This window comes from Alysiella sp. (genome assembly GCF_030525755.1).
Classification (GTDB): Bacteria; Pseudomonadota; Gammaproteobacteria; order Burkholderiales; family Neisseriaceae; genus Simonsiella.
Genome location: NZ_JAUNEC010000039.1, coordinates 1 through 17054 on the forward strand (window position 1 = coordinate 1; position 17054 = coordinate 17054).

General features: G+C 45.2%; 15 protein-coding genes. 3 read left to right on the top strand and 12 right to left on the bottom strand.

Translation table 11 applies throughout. From position 1 onward, the window contains the following. Positions 1 to 400: 400 nt before the first annotated feature. Together glnA and Q4B82_RS07245 are read right to left on the bottom strand one after the other, a co-directional pair. On the bottom strand, positions 401 to 1819 hold the full coding sequence (gene glnA / locus Q4B82_RS07240; protein ID WP_303065775.1) for a type I glutamate--ammonia ligase: 1419 nt from the start codon (positions 1817 to 1819) through the stop codon (positions 401 to 403). A 313-nt stretch (positions 1820 to 2132) separates the two neighbouring features. Then, a complete protein-coding gene (locus Q4B82_RS07245; protein WP_303065776.1) occupies positions 2133 to 3296 on the bottom strand; it encodes a nitronate monooxygenase family protein in 1164 nt (387 codons plus the stop codon). 203 nt (positions 3297 to 3499) lie between these two features. Here Q4B82_RS07245 and Q4B82_RS07250 point away from each other — a divergent pair, with 203 nt between their 5' ends. Continuing rightward, complete coding sequence (locus Q4B82_RS07250; RefSeq protein ID WP_303065778.1) at positions 3500 to 3949, top strand: peroxiredoxin; 450 nt, start codon at positions 3500 to 3502, stop codon at positions 3947 to 3949. Positions 3950 to 4115: 166 nt separating this feature from the next. On the opposite strand, the gene Q4B82_RS07255 is transcribed toward Q4B82_RS07250, so the two are convergent. The 5 genes from Q4B82_RS07255 to Q4B82_RS07275 form a co-directional block, all read right to left on the bottom strand. Next, positions 4116 to 4565: a hypothetical protein gene (locus Q4B82_RS07255; RefSeq protein WP_303065779.1), complete on the bottom strand. Its 450-nt coding sequence runs from the start codon at positions 4563 to 4565 to the stop codon at positions 4116 to 4118. 24 nt (positions 4566 to 4589) lie between these two features. Then, positions 4590 to 5354, bottom strand: coding sequence for a hydroxyacylglutathione hydrolase (gene gloB, locus Q4B82_RS07260; protein WP_303065780.1), 765 nt, complete (start codon positions 5352 to 5354; stop codon positions 4590 to 4592). Between the two features lie 23 nt (positions 5355 to 5377). Then, complete coding sequence (locus Q4B82_RS07265; protein WP_303065781.1) at positions 5378 to 5914, bottom strand: NUDIX hydrolase; 537 nt, start codon at positions 5912 to 5914, stop codon at positions 5378 to 5380. A 47-nt stretch (positions 5915 to 5961) separates the two neighbouring features. Further along, on the bottom strand, positions 5962 to 6885 hold the full coding sequence (gene gluQRS / locus Q4B82_RS07270; protein WP_303065782.1) for a tRNA glutamyl-Q(34) synthetase GluQRS: 924 nt from the start codon (positions 6883 to 6885) through the stop codon (positions 5962 to 5964). Between the two features lie 270 nt (positions 6886 to 7155). Beyond that, the gene (locus tag Q4B82_RS07275) at positions 7156 to 9066 is read right to left on the bottom strand and encodes an ATP-binding cassette domain-containing protein (protein WP_303065783.1); all 1911 of its coding nucleotides are present in this window, start codon (positions 9064 to 9066) and stop codon (positions 7156 to 7158) included. 61 nt (positions 9067 to 9127) lie between these two features. Here Q4B82_RS07275 and Q4B82_RS07280 point away from each other — a divergent pair, with 61 nt between their 5' ends. Next, entirely contained in the window at positions 9128 to 9706 is a 579-nt protein-coding gene (locus Q4B82_RS07280) for a LemA family protein (protein WP_303065784.1), read from the top strand. A 34-nt stretch (positions 9707 to 9740) separates the two neighbouring features. Here the strand turns inward: Q4B82_RS07280 and Q4B82_RS07285 are convergent, their stop codons facing one another. From Q4B82_RS07285 to Q4B82_RS07295, 3 genes are read right to left on the bottom strand one after another with little or no spacing between them, the layout of a single operon-like run. Further along, positions 9741 to 10355, bottom strand: coding sequence for a 4'-phosphopantetheinyl transferase superfamily protein (locus tag Q4B82_RS07285; protein WP_303065785.1), 615 nt, complete (start codon positions 10353 to 10355; stop codon positions 9741 to 9743). Positions 10356 to 10357: 2 nt separating this feature from the next. Beyond that, positions 10358 to 10768 (bottom strand): YqaA family protein, encoded by a 411-nt coding sequence (locus tag Q4B82_RS07290; protein WP_303065791.1) that lies wholly within the window; start codon positions 10766 to 10768, stop codon positions 10358 to 10360. Between the two features lie 14 nt (positions 10769 to 10782). After that, positions 10783 to 13230, bottom strand: coding sequence for a heavy metal translocating P-type ATPase (locus Q4B82_RS07295; RefSeq protein ID WP_303065787.1), 2448 nt, complete (start codon positions 13228 to 13230; stop codon positions 10783 to 10785). Positions 13231 to 13260: 30 nt separating this feature from the next. Between Q4B82_RS07295 and Q4B82_RS07300 the strand changes: the two genes are divergently transcribed. After that, a complete protein-coding gene (locus Q4B82_RS07300) occupies positions 13261 to 13410 on the top strand; it encodes a hypothetical protein (protein ID WP_303065788.1) in 150 nt (49 codons plus the stop codon). Between the two features lie 93 nt (positions 13411 to 13503). On the opposite strand, the gene dnaX is transcribed toward Q4B82_RS07300, so the two are convergent. Further along, positions 13504 to 15543: a DNA polymerase III subunit gamma/tau gene (gene dnaX, locus Q4B82_RS07305; protein ID WP_303065789.1), complete on the bottom strand. Its 2040-nt coding sequence runs from the start codon at positions 15541 to 15543 to the stop codon at positions 13504 to 13506. Between the two features lie 99 nt (positions 15544 to 15642). Beyond that, complete coding sequence (gene tilS / locus Q4B82_RS07310; protein WP_303065790.1) at positions 15643 to 16986, bottom strand: tRNA lysidine(34) synthetase TilS; 1344 nt, start codon at positions 16984 to 16986, stop codon at positions 15643 to 15645. Positions 16987 to 17054 lie beyond the last annotated feature (68 nt).

Below are 17054 nucleotides of genomic sequence, written 5' to 3' on the forward strand. Positions count from 1 at the left end.
GGTTTTGCCGTGGTCAACGTGGGCGATGATGGCGATGTTGCGGATTTGTTTCATGTTTTACTTTGCTGATTAAAATATTGTTGAATAATAAGAAACTGTATTTGTAAGATTGATAGATGGATTTTGATTGCGAAATCATGGAAATACAAGGCGAATTTTAGTGAAACTCATCAATTCGTTTTCATATTGATAGCGACTCTATCAATCATGGCAATTCAACTCAGTAGGCGCGTGATTAGGCTATAGAAAACCACTATCAAACCATCGAGATAATGAATACAGGTTCTAAATGAAAAACCGCGTATTATACACAGTTTTTAGCGTTTCAGGCTGCCTGAACATGGTAAATGGCATTTCAGGCAGCCTTTAATGTTTACATGGAAGGCTGCCTGAAACAAGTTTACAGAGAATAATACATTTCAAATTCAAGCGGGTGGGGTGCCATGCGAATGCGGCGCACATCTTCTTCTTTAAACGCAATGTAACTTTCCACCCAATCTTTGCTGAACACACCACCTTTGAGTAGAAATTCATGGTCTGCTTTCAAAGCTTCCAATGCTTCCTCCAAAGACGCCGCCACAGTTGGTACTTGTGCATCTTCTTCTGGCGGTAAATCATAAAGGTTTTTTGTTGCAGGGTCGCCTGGGTGGATTTTGTTTTGAATGCCGTCCAAACCCGCCATTAACAACGCCGCGAAACATAAATATGGATTGGCAGTAGGGTCGGGAAAACGTGCTTCAATGCGACGTGCTTTCACGCTGTTCACAAATGGAATGCGAATGGAAGCAGAACGGTTTTTGGCAGAATATGCCAGTTTCACAGGTGCTTCAAAGTGTGGCACAAGGCGTTTGTAAGAATTTGTAGCAGGATTACAAATTGCATTAAGGGCTTTGGCGTGTTTAATGATACCTCCAATGTAATACAAAGCGGTGTCGCTCAAACCTGCATAACCATCACCTGCAAACAGATTGACACCATCTTTCCAAATGGATTGATGAACGTGCATACCACTGCCATTGTCGCCCATTAAAGGTTTGGGCATAAAGGTTGCGGTTTTACCAAAATTGTGTGCCACATTTTGAATCACATATTTCATGTCTTGGGTTTGGTCAGCGCGGCGCACCAAAGTACCAAAGCGTGTACCGATTTCCATTTGGCTGCCTGTACCCACTTCTTGATGGTGCACTTCTACACCAATGCCGATTTGCTCCAAAATATTGACCATTGCCGAACGCAAATCCTGTCCTTGGTCAATCGGTGCAACTGGGGCGTAACCACCTTTGACAGTAGAACGATGTCCTGTATTTTGCCCGTCATAATGTAAACCGCTGCTCCATGCAGCGCTTTCTGATGTGATTTCAAAACGGGTTTTGTGCATATGGGTTTCATATTCTACGCCGTCAAACACAAAAAATTCGGGTTCGGGCCCAAAATAAGCGGTATCGCCCATTCCTGATGATTTCAAATAAGCTTCGGCGCGTTTGGCAATGGAACGTGGGTCACGGTCGTAGCCCTTACCTTCGGCTGGGTCAATCACATCACAGGTCATCACAACGGTAACGTCATCAAAAAATGGGTCAATAAATGCTGTGGCAGGGTCGGGACGCATTTGCATATCCGAAGCCTGAATACCTTTCCAACCACCAATGGACGAGCCATCAAATGCTTGACCATTTTCAAACCAATCTTCTGGGTCGTCCAACACAATGTGTGCAGGAATGGTAAAGTGGTGTTGTTTTCCTTTGGTATCGGTAAAACGCAAATCAACAAAACGAGCATCGTTTTCTTCAATTAAGCGGACAACATCTTGGATGGACATGGTTTGGGTATCCTTAAATAATGGCAAAAATGAAGCCAAATATTGTGCCACAAGGCAATCACTTGCTTCAACAGTTTTTCACAATCAAAAAGTCCCATTTCATCAATAAGCCTTTTTTAGGCAACTTGATACATAAAGGCAGCCTGAAAATCCATCGTCAGTACACCAAAAAGTAAGTATCTCTCTACGACAAAATCTTAATAATTGCAGAACTGCAAAAGCACTACGGCGTTGCTAACACCGTACTATTTGTATTTGAGACAACTGTATTTTAAACGACCATAAATTATTTTATCCCAAGTTCACATTAAACTTAACCGTAGGCAATTCGACCATACAAAAGGTATTCCACCGTTTCACGCACCGATTTAATGGCAGAACCAAAAGGCAATGGGTCTTTACCACGAAAAAACAGTCCTCTATCTACTTCACCGCGAAACGCTTCTGCCAGTTTTAAATCTATGCAAAACTGCCCTGCATTGGGTAAGCCATCGCGCAAACCACAAGTTGTCAAACAGTTGATGCCCTGTGTGCAACGGCGTGGGTCGGCTTTGGCATTGGCTTGCAATTTTTCTTCGCGCTTGATGTAGTTGGACAAAAATTTGGTCGCAACGCCACGTGCAGGCAGTCCTGCCACCGACATAAATTCAACCACTTGCTCACGCCCAGCACCTGCTAATGTGTTTTTGAAATTGATGTGTGCATCGCCTTCTTTGGTAACGGCAAATGCGGTACCAATTTGGACAGCATTCGCACCCCATTCTTTGAGTGCTGTGGATACTTTTTGGAAATTTGCCATACCGCCAGCCAAAATCAAGGGGATTTTTTCGCGTTCCAAATCCAATTGTTTAAACAATTCAAAAGTTTCTTCCAAAACACGTTTAAATTCAAATTTTTTATCGTTTACGCCAGCTACTGTTGCAGCACCCAAATGTCCTGCGGCATGAGCAGGGTGTTCAATCACAATTGCATCGGGCAAAACGCCTTTTTTCATCCAACGCTTTAATACAATGCCAATGCCACGTGATTCGGACAAAATCGGGAACAATGCCACATCTTTGCGATAATCGCCCACCAATTCTGGCAAATCCAAAGGCAAACCTGCTCCCATCACAATCGCATCTGCGCCACTTTCACAGGCTTGACGCACCAAAACGGCGTGGTCTTTCACTGCTTTCATCACGTTTACGGCAATCATGCCGCGACCTTCGCTTTTTACTTTGGCTGCCTGAATTTCGCGGTCAAGCGCGATTAAATTCAGGTGTGTGTATTTCTCATCGCTTGGATTGATTTTGCTTTCTTCCAGCAAATCTTCGTGTAAATGGCGCAAGTCCACGCTGGCAATGGTGCCGATGCCATTTTCACGCGCTACCGCGCTGGACAAACGAGATGCAGAAATGCCTACACCCATACCGCCTTGTACAATGGGAATCAAATTTTTGCCACGAATATTTAAAGCTGGAAATGGATTTTGCATATTTGACCTTTACAATGGCTTTGTCAATTTGGGTTGTATTTTAACTACGCTGAACTTTGTTTCAGGCAACCTGTTACCCCAATAACAAAAATTAGAGAACTGATTTTTTATTCTAAATTTTGACCGATAATCGCGTAAATCAATCTGACTTAAATCAAATTTATATTAGAATGCATCTTTTCAGATTATTTTAGGAGAACAGTATGTCTTACCACTTTACCCTGCCCGCTTCGGACGGAACGATTTTTGATAGTCAAGCCAATTTGCCTTTGGTGCTGTACTTTTACCCCAAAGACAATACACCTGGCTGCACGACAGAAGGTTTGGACTTCAATCGTTTGCTGCCTGAATTTCAGGCAGCAGGTTATGCTGTTGTAGGCATTTCGCGCGACAGTGTGAAAACACATCAAAATTTTTGTGCCAAACAGGGTTTTGCTTTTCCTTTATTGAGTGATGCAGATGAAACGGTTTGTCGGCAATTTGATGTTTTAAAAATGAAAAAATTATACGGTAAAGAGCATTTGAGCATTGAACGCAGTACTTTTGTTTTGAACGCAAATGGCACAATCACACATGAATGGCGCAAAGTGAAAGTAGCAGGTCATGCCGAAGAGGTGTTGCAAACTCTATTGTCATTAAATATAGTAAACTAAAATGAGAAATCTGCTTCGTTGCTCACGCCCTTATGTATGATTTATACACGGCGAGCGTGGTCGCCTTGCATCTTTCTTATTTTACTTCACTATACATGAAATAATAACGAAATTTTGTTTTTACAAAATCACAAAGGGCAGAAAATCATCTGCCCTTTGTGGTATGTTATTTTTGAGATGTGGTCTGAAAATCTGCCGTGTATTTTTGTTCGTCCACACGCCACTCTACTGTCCAATCATGACGGTTTGCGGTACAAAGTGGCAAATGGATTTGCGCCAAACGCCAAACACCTTGTCCTTGTTTTTGCAACTCAAAACGGTTAAAACCCATGTCCATATCACGCATGGAAAATGACAAAGTGATTTTTTGTACATGGTCTGGAATCCCACGTGCTTCGGCAATAAAAGGGGTTTGATTGTCTGCCACGCCAAGCAAAGCCAAACTTTGTCCATGTTCAAATTCACAAGAATTTTGCGTGATGCGACAAGCCGTGTCAGATACAATGGCTGGATTGCCTTGTTGTTTTTGCCACCAGTTCAACATTATCAATTTAATGCTTGCAAAAAACAGGAGCAATAAGGCAATTAAAATGGCTTTTTTATGTTTTTGATTCATGATTTTACGGAGTAATATGGTTATTTAAAATACATTTTTCCATGCACGTAACGCCGTAAATACTGCCATTTCATCGTTTAATGTGCTGCCTGAAAAATGCTCGGCTTGTTGGCGAATTGAGGGCAAATGTACGCGCAAAAAAGGATTGATTTGGCGTTCATGCATCAAAGTGGTGGGTAAAGTTGGCGTATTGTATGCTGCAATTAAGGCTGCCTGAATCTGGGCATTATCGGGTTCCAGATGCACAGCAAAACGTAAATTGGACGCTGTGTATTCATGAGCGGGATAAAACAAGGTGTTTTCAGGCAGCGTATTGAATCGTTGCAGACTGTGATACAACCAATCAGGACGTTGCGTGAAAGCACGTCCACAACCTGCGGCAAATAAAGTATCACCACAAAAAACGTGCAGGCTGCCTGAAACATCAAGCAAATAACTCAAATGCTGCTCGGTATGTCCTGCAGTATGCCAAACTTGAGCTGTAATATTGTGCCATTTCACACAGCTTCCTTCACCAACAGTATGAATGGATAATGGTGATAAGGCTGCCTGAACATCACTTGCACCGTAAATTGCCACTTGGGAAAACTGCTGTGCCAATTCAGCCACACCATCAATATGGTCATGATGAAAGTGTGTCAGCCAAATACTGTCCAACTGTAAACGGTGTTGCCGTACAAAATCCAATACGGGTTCTGCTTGCCCAGGGTCAATACATAAAGCATGGCTGCCATTGTCCAGTAACCAAATGTAATTGTCTTGCAAAGCAGCAATGGGGGTAATACGCATGTTCATCTTCATCATTGGTACTTTCAGGCAGCCTCTGCCAACCAAAATTGCAGGGCAATCAAAGTTTTGGCATCACAAATTTCACCATTTTTAATGGCTTGACGTACGGCATTTTTGTCCAGTAATACGGTCTCTACAAATTCATCACAATCGGGTTTTAAAGTGCTGTTTGGCGTTAAACCTATGGCACGATAAAGGTGCAAAACTTCATCACAAAATCCTGGTGCGGAATAAAATGCCATGATTTTTTCCAATTTTTGCGCGGTATAAGGTGTCTCTTCTCCCAATTCACGCAAAGCGCATTGTTCTGGGTCTTCACCATTGTCCAATTTACCTGCTGGAATTTCCAATAAAATACGTCCCGCAGCATAACGCCACTGGCGTACCAAAACCACTTGTTGTTCATCGGTTACTGCCAATACACAAGCTGCACCCGAATGGCGCACCACAATGCGTTCGTGTTCATTGCCATTGGGCAAACGAATGCGGTCGCGATTGATGTGAAGGAAAGTATTGGCAACAAGGGTTTCGCTGCTGATTTGGGTTTCGGTTAGATTCATTACTGTGCTTTCCCAATAGGGTTATTTAAAATAGACAACTTGGCATTTCAGGCTGCCTGAAAATCGGTTTCGGTATTGATGGCAAATTGAGGTACAGCTGAAATCCGCCAATGCTTGACCGCCCAATCCAATAAATCACGCGGTTTATCCACTTCGGGCGCAGGTGGTAGATTCAAATAGCGCATCACTTGGCGCAACAATTGCTCGCAATAACTTAAATCCAAAGCAGGCGCAAGCGTTTGTTTGGACCATTTTTGTCCCTGTGCATTGGTTAAAAGTGGCAAATGGGCATAGTGTGGCATAGGCACATTCAGGCAGCGTTGTAGATGAATTTGACGTGGTGTAGAAACCAATAAGTCCTGACCGCGTACAATATGAGTGATACCCTGCTCTGCATCGTCCACCACCACCGCCAACTGATAAGCCCAAAATCCATCGGCACGCAATAACACAAAGTCGCCAATATCACGCGCCAAATTTTGTGTGTAATGCCCTACAATCGCATCATCAAAACCGATTTGTGCATCAGGTACACGCATACGCCACGCAACATTTTTTATACTTTCAGGCAGCCTGAAAAGCAAATCTTGCTTCGCACACGCACCATTGTAAACAAAACCATCTAAACCCATTCGTGCTGCCGCATGCCATGTTTTGCGTGAACAACGACAAGGATACACCCAAGCGCGTTCTATTAAATCCCTTAATGCCTCTTGATATACATCATGACGGCGACTTTGGTAAACCACTTCACCGTCCCATTCAAAACCAAACGCCGTTAAAGTCCGCAAAATATGCTCTGCCGCACCTACCATTTCACGTGGTGGGTCAAGGTCTTCCATACGCAATAACCAAAGTCCCCCATTGGCACGCGCATCGGCATAAGAAGCCAAAGCAGTTAAAAGCGAACCAATGTGCAGCAATCCTGTGGGACTAGGGGCAAAGCGCCCAATATAATGCTGGCTTGTCATAATATTTCATCATCACATCAACAGTATGGTTATAGAAATGAAAAAGCAATACAAGGGACAACAAGAGCCGAGTACGCTGTACACAAGGGTGTTGGCAACACCATAGTGCTTTTTAGAACCTGTGTTCGTAAGATTGATGGCTTGATTTTATTGACCATGCTTGCGAATACAAGGCAGTATTCAAGATTATGAACACAGCTTCTGAATTCTACTACCATACCTTTATGGTTTCAGGCAGCCTAAATACCTACCATTCAGCATGACTCAATCTCACACCACCCCATTTTGTTTCTGTTCCAACACTTCCCAACGTTCCAATTTTTCCAATAAAATCAATTCAATTTCTTCGGCACGACTTTGCAGGCTGCCTGCTTTTTCGTAATCTTTAAACACATCGGGATTGGACAACTGTTCGGCTAACTCCGCTTGCTCCGCCTCCAAAGCCGCAATTTCATCGGGCAGCGCGTCCAATTCGCGTTGCTCTTTGTACGACAATTTGACCGTGCGATTGGCTTTCGGTTTTTCCTTAATTTCTTGATTTTCAGTTTGATTTTTGGGCAACACGGCTGCCTGAATTTTGTCTTCGCGCTGTTTGGCGTCCACATAATCCTGATAGCCGCCCACATATTCTTTCAGGCTGCCTGAACCGTCAAACACAATGCTTTGCGTAATCACATTGTCCAAAAATTCGCGGTCGTGCGACACCAAAAACACCGTGCCAGCGTAATCGCGCAACAATTCTTCCAATAATTCTTGCGTGTCAATGTCCAAATCATTGGTTGGCTCGTCCAGCACCAAAATATTGGCAGGGCGCGTGAACAATTTTGCCAGCAACAAACGATTGCGCTCGCCACCCGACAACGATGAAACAGGCGATTGCGCCCGCGCTGGGTGGAACAAAAAATCCTCCAAATAACTCATGACGTGTTTTTTCTTGCCGCCCACTTCCACAAAATCGTTGCCCTGCCCCAAGGTGTAAAACACCGTGTCGTTTTCGTTCAACGCGCTGCGGAATTGGTCAAAATACGCCACTTCCTGCTTGCTGCCCAAGCGGATTTTGCCGAAAGTCGGCTGCAATTCGCCCAAAATCAGCTTTAAAAACGTGGTTTTGCCCACGCCATTTGCACCGATTAAGCCGATTTTGTCGCCACGCTGAATCACGGTCGTGAAACGTTCCATGATTTTTTTGTTGGGATAATGGAAACTCGCGTCTTCCAATTCGGCAATGATTTTGCCGCTTTTTTCGCCTGCGTCCAGTTTGAAATTGACTTGTCCCACGCGCTCACGCCGCGCGGCACGTTGTTTGCGCAATTCTTCCAAACGGCGAACACGCCCTTCATTGCGGGTGCGCCGCGCTTCAATGCCTTTGCGTATCCACACTTCTTCTTGGGCGTGGAATTTGTCAAACAGGCGATTGTGTTCGGCTTCCACCGCCAATTCTTGCGCTTTTTTTTCCGAATATTGGCGGAAACTGCCTTCATACGAACGCAAAATGCCCCTGTCCAATTCCACAATGCGCTTGGCGATGTTGTCCAAAAAACGGCGGTCGTGGGTAATCACCACCATGCTGCCTGAAAAGCCTTGCAACAGGTTTTCCAGCCAAATAATCGCGTTAATGTCCAAATGGTTGGTCGGTTCGTCCAGCAGCAAAATATCGGGTTTTTGTACCCACGCTTGTGCCAATGCCACGCGCTTTTTTTGTCCGCCCGACAAATTGCCGATTAACTCATTTTCAGGCAGCCCAAGTTCGCCGATTGTTTGCTTGATTGCCGCGTCAAATTGCCAACCGTTTTGCGCCTCAATTTGGTTTTGCAAATCGTTGAGTTGGCTGATTAAATTTTCATCGTGATTTTGCTCCAAAGCCAAACTCACGCGATGATATTCGCGCAACACATCGCGCAATTCGCCCAATCCCGCCGACACCACATCAAACACAGTATCTTGATTTTCAAAGAAACTTTCTTGCGGCACATACACGATTTTCAACCCATTTTGCACAATGATTTGCCCATCGTCCAATTTTTGCACGCCTGCCAAAATTTTCAGCAGCGATGATTTGCCCGCGCCATTGCGCCCAATCAAGCCGACTTTTTCGCCCTGATTGAGTTGAAACGAGGTTTTGTCCAAAAGCGGAACGTGTCCGACCGCGAAACTGGCGTTTTCGAGTGCGAGTATGGTCATGGTGTGGGCTTTCTGTGTTATATTTATGGTGTGTGATTTTAACACTTTCAGGGAGAAAAAAATGACAATTGCTGTGGTTTTATTGATTTTGTTGGGGACAGGCATTTTGATTTACAACCGCTTGGTTTTGGGGCGTAATGCGTGTCAAAATGCGTTCGCTCAAATTGGTGTGCAACTGAAAAGACGCCATGATTTGATTCCCAATTTGGTGGAAACCGCTCGCGCTTATTTGCAACACGAAAGCACAACTTTGGAAAAAGTAACCCAAGCACGCAATCATGCTGCAAGCTGCCTGAAACAGGCTTTGCCCGAAAATGCAACAGGTATTGCTGCATTGGCAGAAGCGGAAAATGCGCTTACGCAAGCGGTACGCAGTTTAATGATACAAGTGGAAGCCTATCCAGAATTGCAAGCAGCAGAAAATATGCGCCAACTTTCCGAAGAAATCACCAGTACCGAAAATCGTGTGGCATTTGCACGCCAAGCCTACAATGACGCGGTGATGTCTTACAATACTTTGCGACAAATGTTTCCACATAATTTGATTGCTGCTTGGTTTGGTCATACGCAAGATGCGGTATTATTGACTATCCCTGATTCAGCTGCGATGGCACAAAATCCGCCCAAAATATCATTTTGACAACACAACAGGCTGCCTGAAAACACCATGTTTTTCAGGCAGCCTGAAAAAAGTAAAGTTCATGCAAATTGCTTGTTTCGCCCCATATTTTGACCTGCCACGACACATTATTGCCTTGCCACACGCATGCCAAAACCGCATCTTCTCCCCATAATCCGCTGACACCTGCCCAATTTGTTTGCCCCTGAATGTGTAAACCCATATGCTTATCTTGATGAAAACAATAACCCACTTGTGGCATATCCGCAGGAAAAGATAAATTGGCAGCTTTAATCAGAGCTTCTTTGATGCACCACAAACGATAGAATGCAACTGCCTGCCAAGCATGATGTGCCAAAAAATCACGTTCTGATGGGCTACAAATCCATTGCGATAAGGACACAAAATCACGCTGTTTCACGGTTTCAATGTCCACACCACACACCATTTTTGTGTTACTGGACAATATTGCTGCCCTTCCCCTGCTGTGCGACAAAGACAAAATGGGTTCAGGGCTTTTCTGTTTCAAAAAACGACTCACGCGCCAATCCATATTTTGCGCCAATTTAGGCGATTGAGCCAAACGAATGCTGTCGTTTGCATCTAAACATTCATGGCGATAATCCATAGAGGTACTGTTATCCGCCAACAAACAATTAAGTATTTTCACAGTTAAGCTGCCTGAAACCACATTACACCACACAATAAAGCCCCGTAACGGGCGAATTTCCCCAATGCAATGAATAAAGCACATTGCCAAATGGGTAAACGCAAAAAGCCAGCAGCCAATGGCAAGGCATCGCCCACAATCGGTAACCACGCCAAGAATAATGTTGTTGCACCGTATTTTTGTAAACGTTGTAAAGTAGCAACTGGAATTTTTTTTATGCTTTTTTCAGGCAGCATTTTGCCCATTGCATAAGAAACCATGCTGCCCAAGCTGTTTGCCATGCTTGTTGTCAGCCAAGCCATGATTTGCCATTCGGGATAATGGGCAACAAACGCGGTAAAAGCCACATCAGATGTGCCAGGTAAAAAAGTGGCAGATGTGAATGCAGAAAACAGCAAAGTCGCCCACAACATGATGACTTCATGGTTCATTTTCGTAAACGCAAGGCATTCCAAACCACAATCAATGAGCTACTGCTCATACCAAGTGCTGCAATCCATGGTGTAACGTAACCGAATATCGCCAAAGGAATCACAATCACATTGTAAGCCGTTGCCCACCCTAAATTCTGACGAATGATTTGATGAGTGCGCTTGGCTTGATGACACATCACAGGCAAAGCATGCAAATCCTCATTGAGCAAGACCACATCGGCACCATCGCGTGCCACATCAGCACTGCCCGCTACTGCTACCGACACATCTGCCGCCGCCAAAACAGGCGCATCATTAATGCCATCGCCCAACATCAAAACACGTTTACCATTGCGCTGCAAATTTTGCACATAATCCAATTTGTCTTCAGGTGTGGCAGTGGCACGATAATGTTTGATGCCCAATTCATGGGCTAATTGTGATACCGCAGCTTGATTGTCGCCACTTAAAATATGCAATTGAATGTGTTGTTGCGACAGTTTTTGCAATACGGCTGCCACATCTGGTTTAACCGTATCCCGTAACAGAAAGGCTGCCTGAAAACCGTGTTGATTACCCAGAGCAATCACGCTTCCTTGTTGTGCCAATTGTGTGATGGTTTCAGGCAGACTACCTGAAAGTTGCGCCACAAAATCGGGTTTACCAATGCGCCAAGTGTGCTTTTCATCACCCCAAATGATTTCTGCCGATACGCCTTGTCCAACGGTATTTTGATGCTGATTCAAAACGACAGATTGTGCAGAATATGGTACAGGCAATGCCAAAATGGCATGCGCAATCGGATGTTCTGAATGTTGCTCCAAAGCCTGTGCCACAGCAATGATGTCCTCGTCTTTCAGGCTGCCTGAAAGATTGAGCTGTTGCACCACCGTTAATTTACCCTGCGTGAGCGTGCCTGTTTTATCAAACACCGCATCGGTAATTTGCGCCAAACCTTCCAAAGCATGACCACGCGCCACCAAAATCCCTTGATTTGCCAAACGTCCTGTGCTGGCAGCCAATGCGGCTGGTGTTGCCAAAGACAAAGCACAAGGACAAGTGATGACCAATAAAGAAACGGTAATCCACAAGGCTTGTTCGGCATCGGCATACCACCACCAAACCAAAAAAGTAGGAACAGACATCACAATCAACGATAAGGTAAAACCCGAAGCGTATTTTTCTGCTAATTCTGCCAAACGCGGTTTTTGCGATAAAGCACGGTCAAGCAATTTCACAATGTGCGCCAAACGCGTTTGTTTGCCGACTTGTTGCGCCTGAATGATGAGTGGACTGGTCAGATTGAGTGTACCTGCGGTTACAATGCTGCCTGAAAACTTGGCAACAGGCACACTTTCGCCTGTGAGCATGGCTTCATTGGTTTCACTTTCACCACGCAATACCACACCATCAACAGGCACAATTTCTCCTGCACGCACCAACAAAATATCGCCTACCCGAACCGAAACCACCGCTGCTTCTTCGCTGTTTTCATTGGGAAAATCAGGCAATTTATGGCAAAAAGCAGGCACCAACTTAACCAAACGTTCTGCGGCACTGCCTGCTTTGCGCCGCGCCGAATGCTCCATAAATCGCCCTGTTAAAAGAAAAAACACAAACATGGCAATGCTTTCAAAATACATGCCCTGCTCTGCATTGCTCAATAACGCGGACACACCCGCAATAAATGTGAGTGTCAAGGCAATGGCAACGGGGCTATCCATGCCCGTGCGCTTATTGCGAAAATCACGCCAAGCGCCTGCAAAAAACGGCTGTGCCGAATAAAACATGGCAGGTAAAACCATCAAAAATGCGCCCCAATGCAAAATGGACAAATGTTGTGGTTCAATGTCATCATACCAATAAGTAGGCAGCGCAAACATCATGGTCTGCATACTCGCCAAAGCCGCTACAGCCAAACGAATCAGCATTTTTTTGCGTTCGCGTTGTGCGGTCTCTTCCACTTTATGTACATCATAAGGCGAAGCCGCATAACCTGTTTTTTGGATTAAACCCAGAATATCAGACAATTGTATGCGACTGTCGTTCCAACGTACCCGTGCACGTTCGGTGCTGTAATTAAGTTCCACTTTAAGCACACCCATTTGCCGCATCAGTTGCTGTTCAATCAACCAAACACAAGCAGCGCAAGTGATACCCTCCAACATCAACATGGCTTCTTTCTCATTTTCAGGCAGCGTCTCCACAAATTCAGCTTGAACTTCGGGCAAATCATATAATTTCAGTTGCGCCAAAATTTCATCGGGTGGTAACGAGGCTTTACCTGCATTGGCAGTTCGGTTTTTGTAATAGTTGCCCAAACCTGCATCAATAATCCCTTGCGCGACCGCTTGACAGCCAGCACAACAGGCAGGACGATTTTGTTCTTCATAAACAATGGGTAAATCCAATTGCTCTGGAACAGGCAAACCACAATGGAAACAGTTTTCTTTGTGAGACATAATCTAAAAAATCAGGCGTGAGAAAGAAACATGATGATACCAAATGCACAACAAGTCAGGATTATGGTCGCAGAAGTGAAAAAGCATTACAGCGTTTCCAACGCCCTTATGTACTGTGTGTACACGGCAGACGTTGTGCTTTTTCACTTCTACGACCATATCTATTTGCGCGACACATGAAAATTGGCGTGTGAGATAACTGGCTCACACGCCAATTTTATCAAAACATCACAGAAAATCAGTGGGCATTTGAGCATTAAAGCTGCCTGAAAATCAGGCTTCTTTTAAAATCAGGCTGTTTTCTTGCCATTTGGCATCAAACAAACGCATGATGTCTTGCACCGCTTTATCGGCTTCCATAGATTCACGCGCTTTTTGACGATTTTCAGCTGCGATTCGATTGCGATACATAAACGGCGTTTCCCAGCCTTTGTTCTCTTCAAAATCACGAGTTTGAATGCGAATTGTGCAACCATAAGCTGCGGAAAGTGCCGCCGCAATGCGGTCAAAATATTCTTTTTTGGCGGTGTTGCGCGTGTGTTGCGACACAATCGCCAAATGCAATATTCCATCGGCAAAATCCACCCAAGCCATGTGGTTGAGCAACATTTGTGCAACAGAAATCTGTTGTCCAATACGGCGTGTAATCAAGACCCAATTTTCACGCACAAATTCAGGCATAGGGTCATGTGCATCATTGGTTTGCGAGGCTTCATTGGATAAATCGATTTCATCGGGTGCATCATCATAGGCAGAAATGGGTAAGTCATCAAATGCAGGATAATCTTCGTGGCTATGGCTACCAGAAAATTCAGATGTTTCCACTTCATCTGCATGCACACCGATGCTGCCTGAAATACAGTCCACCTCATTTTCAGGCAGCATGGTCGCAACTTCAAGTTCAATATCCTGACTTTGAGTGCTGGTCTCATCAACTGCCTGCTTCATCTGTTTTTCATCATGTACGCTGCCTGAAAAAACCACAGCATCAGATACAGACGCATCATGATTTTCAAGCGATGCTACCAATTGCATATTATTGTGCATGGTTTCTGCCAAGTGAACCGTATTTTCAGGCAGCTTAACAGTCTGCACATCATCAGCTGCCTGAACACAGGTTTGATGACTTGTGTCAGGCAGTTGCTGCTTTTTTGGCGCGACATTTCCCACAGGATTGTGTAATTGCGTGCCTTCAATGGTGGCGTTGTGTGGCGTGCTTTTCGCGGCAAAGGGCGCAAACGCCAACATGCGCAACAGCGTCATCACAAAACCCGCGTATTCATCGGGCGCGAGCGGCAAATCGTTTTTACCGTGAATAACACATTGATAGTACAACTGAATTTGTTCATCGCTAAAATATTGTGCCAAATGCAGCAAGCGTTCACGCTCGGGGTCATCGGCTTCAATGGCGGACGGCACGGTTTTCAGCAACGCCAATCTTTGCAACAACATCGCCAAATCATTCAACGCGCTGTCAAAACCAATGGCGTTGGCGGACATTTCTTGCGCTTTGGCGATGAGATTTTCGCCGTCTTGTTCCATCAAAAAAGTCAGCAATTCATAGAGATAGCGTTTGTCCACCGCGCCTATCATGTCGCGCACATCGCGTTCCTGCACGCTGCCTGAACCCATGGCAATCGCTTGGTCAAGCAAACTCAAAGCGTCTCGCATGGAACCTTGCGCGGCGCGTCCCAAAAGTGCCAAAGCGGCTGGTTCGTACACGATTTGTTCGGTTTTCAGAACGTGGGTCAGGTGTTCGGCGACTTGTTGCGCAGTCATATTGCGTAAAACGAATTGCAAACAACGGCTTAATACGGTAATTGGCACTTTGTGCGGGTCGGTGGTCGCCAAGATGAATTTGACGTGTTCGGGCGGCTCTTCCAGCGTTTTGAGCATGGCGTTGAACGCGGATTTGGACAGCATATGCACTTCGTCAATGATGTACACCTTGTATTTGCCGACTGTGGGCGCGTATTGGGCGTTTTCCAGCACTTCGCGTATGTTGTCTATGCCCGTGTTGCTGGCAGCGTCAATTTCCAGCAAATCCACAAATCGCCCTGCATCAATGTCGCGGCACGATTGGCACACGCCACAGGGTTCGCCGTGATTGGGGGTTTCGCAGTTGAGGCTTTTGGCTAAAATGCGGGCGATGGTGGTTTTGCCCACGCCGCGCGTGCCTGTGAGCAAATAGGCGTGGTGCAAACGCCCTTTGTCCAGCGCGTTTTGTAGGGCTTTGACAACGTGTTGTTGTCCAACCAAATCGGCAAAGGTTTTGGGTCGCCATTTGCGGGCGAGAACTTGATAGGCGGTCATGGTGTGTTCATCTGAAAATAAGTGGACGTATTTTAAACGAAAACAGGCTGCCTGAAACGCGAAAATTCGGTTTTCAGGCAGCAAGATTGATGTTTTGTTTCAGGCAGCCTGAAAAGTACGCAATGCTTGGCTGTACAATAAATTGCCCCACAAATTGACCACCCCCACGCATTGTCCTGTGTCATCACATACCACAGCCCAATATGCACGCATAAAGGGTGGAATACCTTGTTCGCGTAAAAAACGGAAAACCTGTTTTCTGTGTCCGTCTGCCCACACAAAAACATCGTCTCGCCGCGCCACACGCACATGAAATATTGAGTTGCGTGTGCTTTCAGGCAGAGCATCTCCCAAAGTCATGTTTAAATCTGCTGCCAATTCCATTAGGCTGCCTGAAAATGTTTGCCGACACCACAAACAACGTTCAGCCAAATGATTTTGCCACGCAAACAACATACCTTGATAAAGTACCGCCTTACCCTTTGGTAATGCCCACTCTGCTGTTTTTGCTTTTAACACAATGCGTTCAAAATCCACAATGCTGTGGCGTGTTGGCGTACCCAAATCGTGTTTTTGGGCAAAACGCAACAGCTGTTGACGACGGCGTACACTGCTTAATGCTTGCCATTGTGTGATGTGTAAACGCCCATATTCATCGCTAATCCGCGCTTCATCTTCTCGCAATACTTCGTTTAATATCGCCAAATCGTCTTGCAATTGGGCGATACTGCCTGAAATGTGTGCCGCTAATTGAGGCAGGCGTTGTTGTATGTGTGGTAGCACATCATGACGCAACCAATTTCGCAAATACTGTGTATCGGCATTGCTGCTGTCTTCCACCCATTTCAAATCATATTGTTGAGCATAATGAGCAATGGCTTCACGCGAAAACGACAATAAAGGTCGCCAAATAATGGGATTGTGTGTGCTTTCTAGGCTGCCTGAAAGAGAGGGGAACGTGTTTTCAGGCAGCCTAAATGAGTGTGGCAACCATTCACGTTGCACAGGCATAGCTGACAATGCCCGTATACCACCGCCACGCAATGCCGCCAAAAAATAGGTTTCCAACTGGTCATTCAAATGATGTGCCAATGCCAAAACATCGGTTTGTTGTTGGGCAAATACCGCATAACGTGCTTGTCTGGCAGCTGCTTCCAGTCCCAAATCGGCAGAATGGACTTGTACTTTTTGTGCCACAAAATCCACTTGCCAATCGGTGCACAGTTTTTGACAGAATATTAGCCAATCGTCTGCTTGTGAATTTAAACCGTGATGCACATGAACGGCAGTAAGTTGCCAATTTTGCGCGACACGCGTGCGACAGAGTAAATGCAACAATACCACCGAATCCATGCCACCACTTAAACCCACAGACAGGGCTTTGTCCTGCCAATTATCAGGCAGTTGTGCAACAAATTGGGGGAACAAATCTGGGGAAGGCATAATTAAAGCGAGATAAAAAAATCAAGGCGGGAGACGACCCCGCCTAAAAATGGTTTATTGTTTTAAAT

What these genes read in the sequence shown, in the direction of transcription:
- Q4B82_RS07300 (WP_303065788.1), top strand. Translation starts at nt 13,261, where the DNA reads ATGATGATACCAAATGCACAACAAGTCAGGATTATGGTCGCAGAAGTG.
- Q4B82_RS07245 (WP_303065776.1), bottom strand. Translation starts at nt 3,296, where the DNA reads ATGCAAAATCCATTTCCAGCTTTAAATATTCGTGGCAAAAATTTGATT.
- Q4B82_RS07290 (WP_303065791.1), bottom strand. Translation starts at nt 10,768, where the DNA reads ATGTTGTGGGCGACTTTGCTGTTTTCTGCATTCACATCTGCCACTTTT.
- gluQRS (WP_303065782.1), bottom strand. Translation starts at nt 6,885, where the DNA reads ATGACAAGCCAGCATTATATTGGGCGCTTTGCCCCTAGTCCCACAGGA.
- Q4B82_RS07295 (WP_303065787.1), bottom strand. Translation starts at nt 13,230, where the DNA reads ATGTCTCACAAAGAAAACTGTTTCCATTGTGGTTTGCCTGTTCCAGAG.
- Q4B82_RS07265 (WP_303065781.1), bottom strand. Translation starts at nt 5,914, where the DNA reads ATGAATCTAACCGAAACCCAAATCAGCAGCGAAACCCTTGTTGCCAAT.
- tilS (WP_303065790.1), bottom strand. Translation starts at nt 16,986, where the DNA reads ATGCCTTCCCCAGATTTGTTCCCCCAATTTGTTGCACAACTGCCTGAT.
- dnaX (WP_303065789.1), bottom strand. Translation starts at nt 15,543, where the DNA reads ATGACCGCCTATCAAGTTCTCGCCCGCAAATGGCGACCCAAAACCTTT.
- Q4B82_RS07280 (WP_303065784.1), top strand. Translation starts at nt 9,128, where the DNA reads ATGACAATTGCTGTGGTTTTATTGATTTTGTTGGGGACAGGCATTTTG.
- Q4B82_RS07275 (WP_303065783.1), bottom strand. Translation starts at nt 9,066, where the DNA reads ATGACCATACTCGCACTCGAAAACGCCAGTTTCGCGGTCGGACACGTT.
- Q4B82_RS07250 (WP_303065778.1), top strand. Translation starts at nt 3,500, where the DNA reads ATGTCTTACCACTTTACCCTGCCCGCTTCGGACGGAACGATTTTTGAT.
- glnA (WP_303065775.1), bottom strand. Translation starts at nt 1,819, where the DNA reads ATGTCCATCCAAGATGTTGTCCGCTTAATTGAAGAAAACGATGCTCGT.
- Q4B82_RS07255 (WP_303065779.1), bottom strand. Translation starts at nt 4,565, where the DNA reads ATGAATCAAAAACATAAAAAAGCCATTTTAATTGCCTTATTGCTCCTG.
- gloB (WP_303065780.1), bottom strand. Translation starts at nt 5,354, where the DNA reads ATGCGTATTACCCCCATTGCTGCTTTGCAAGACAATTACATTTGGTTA.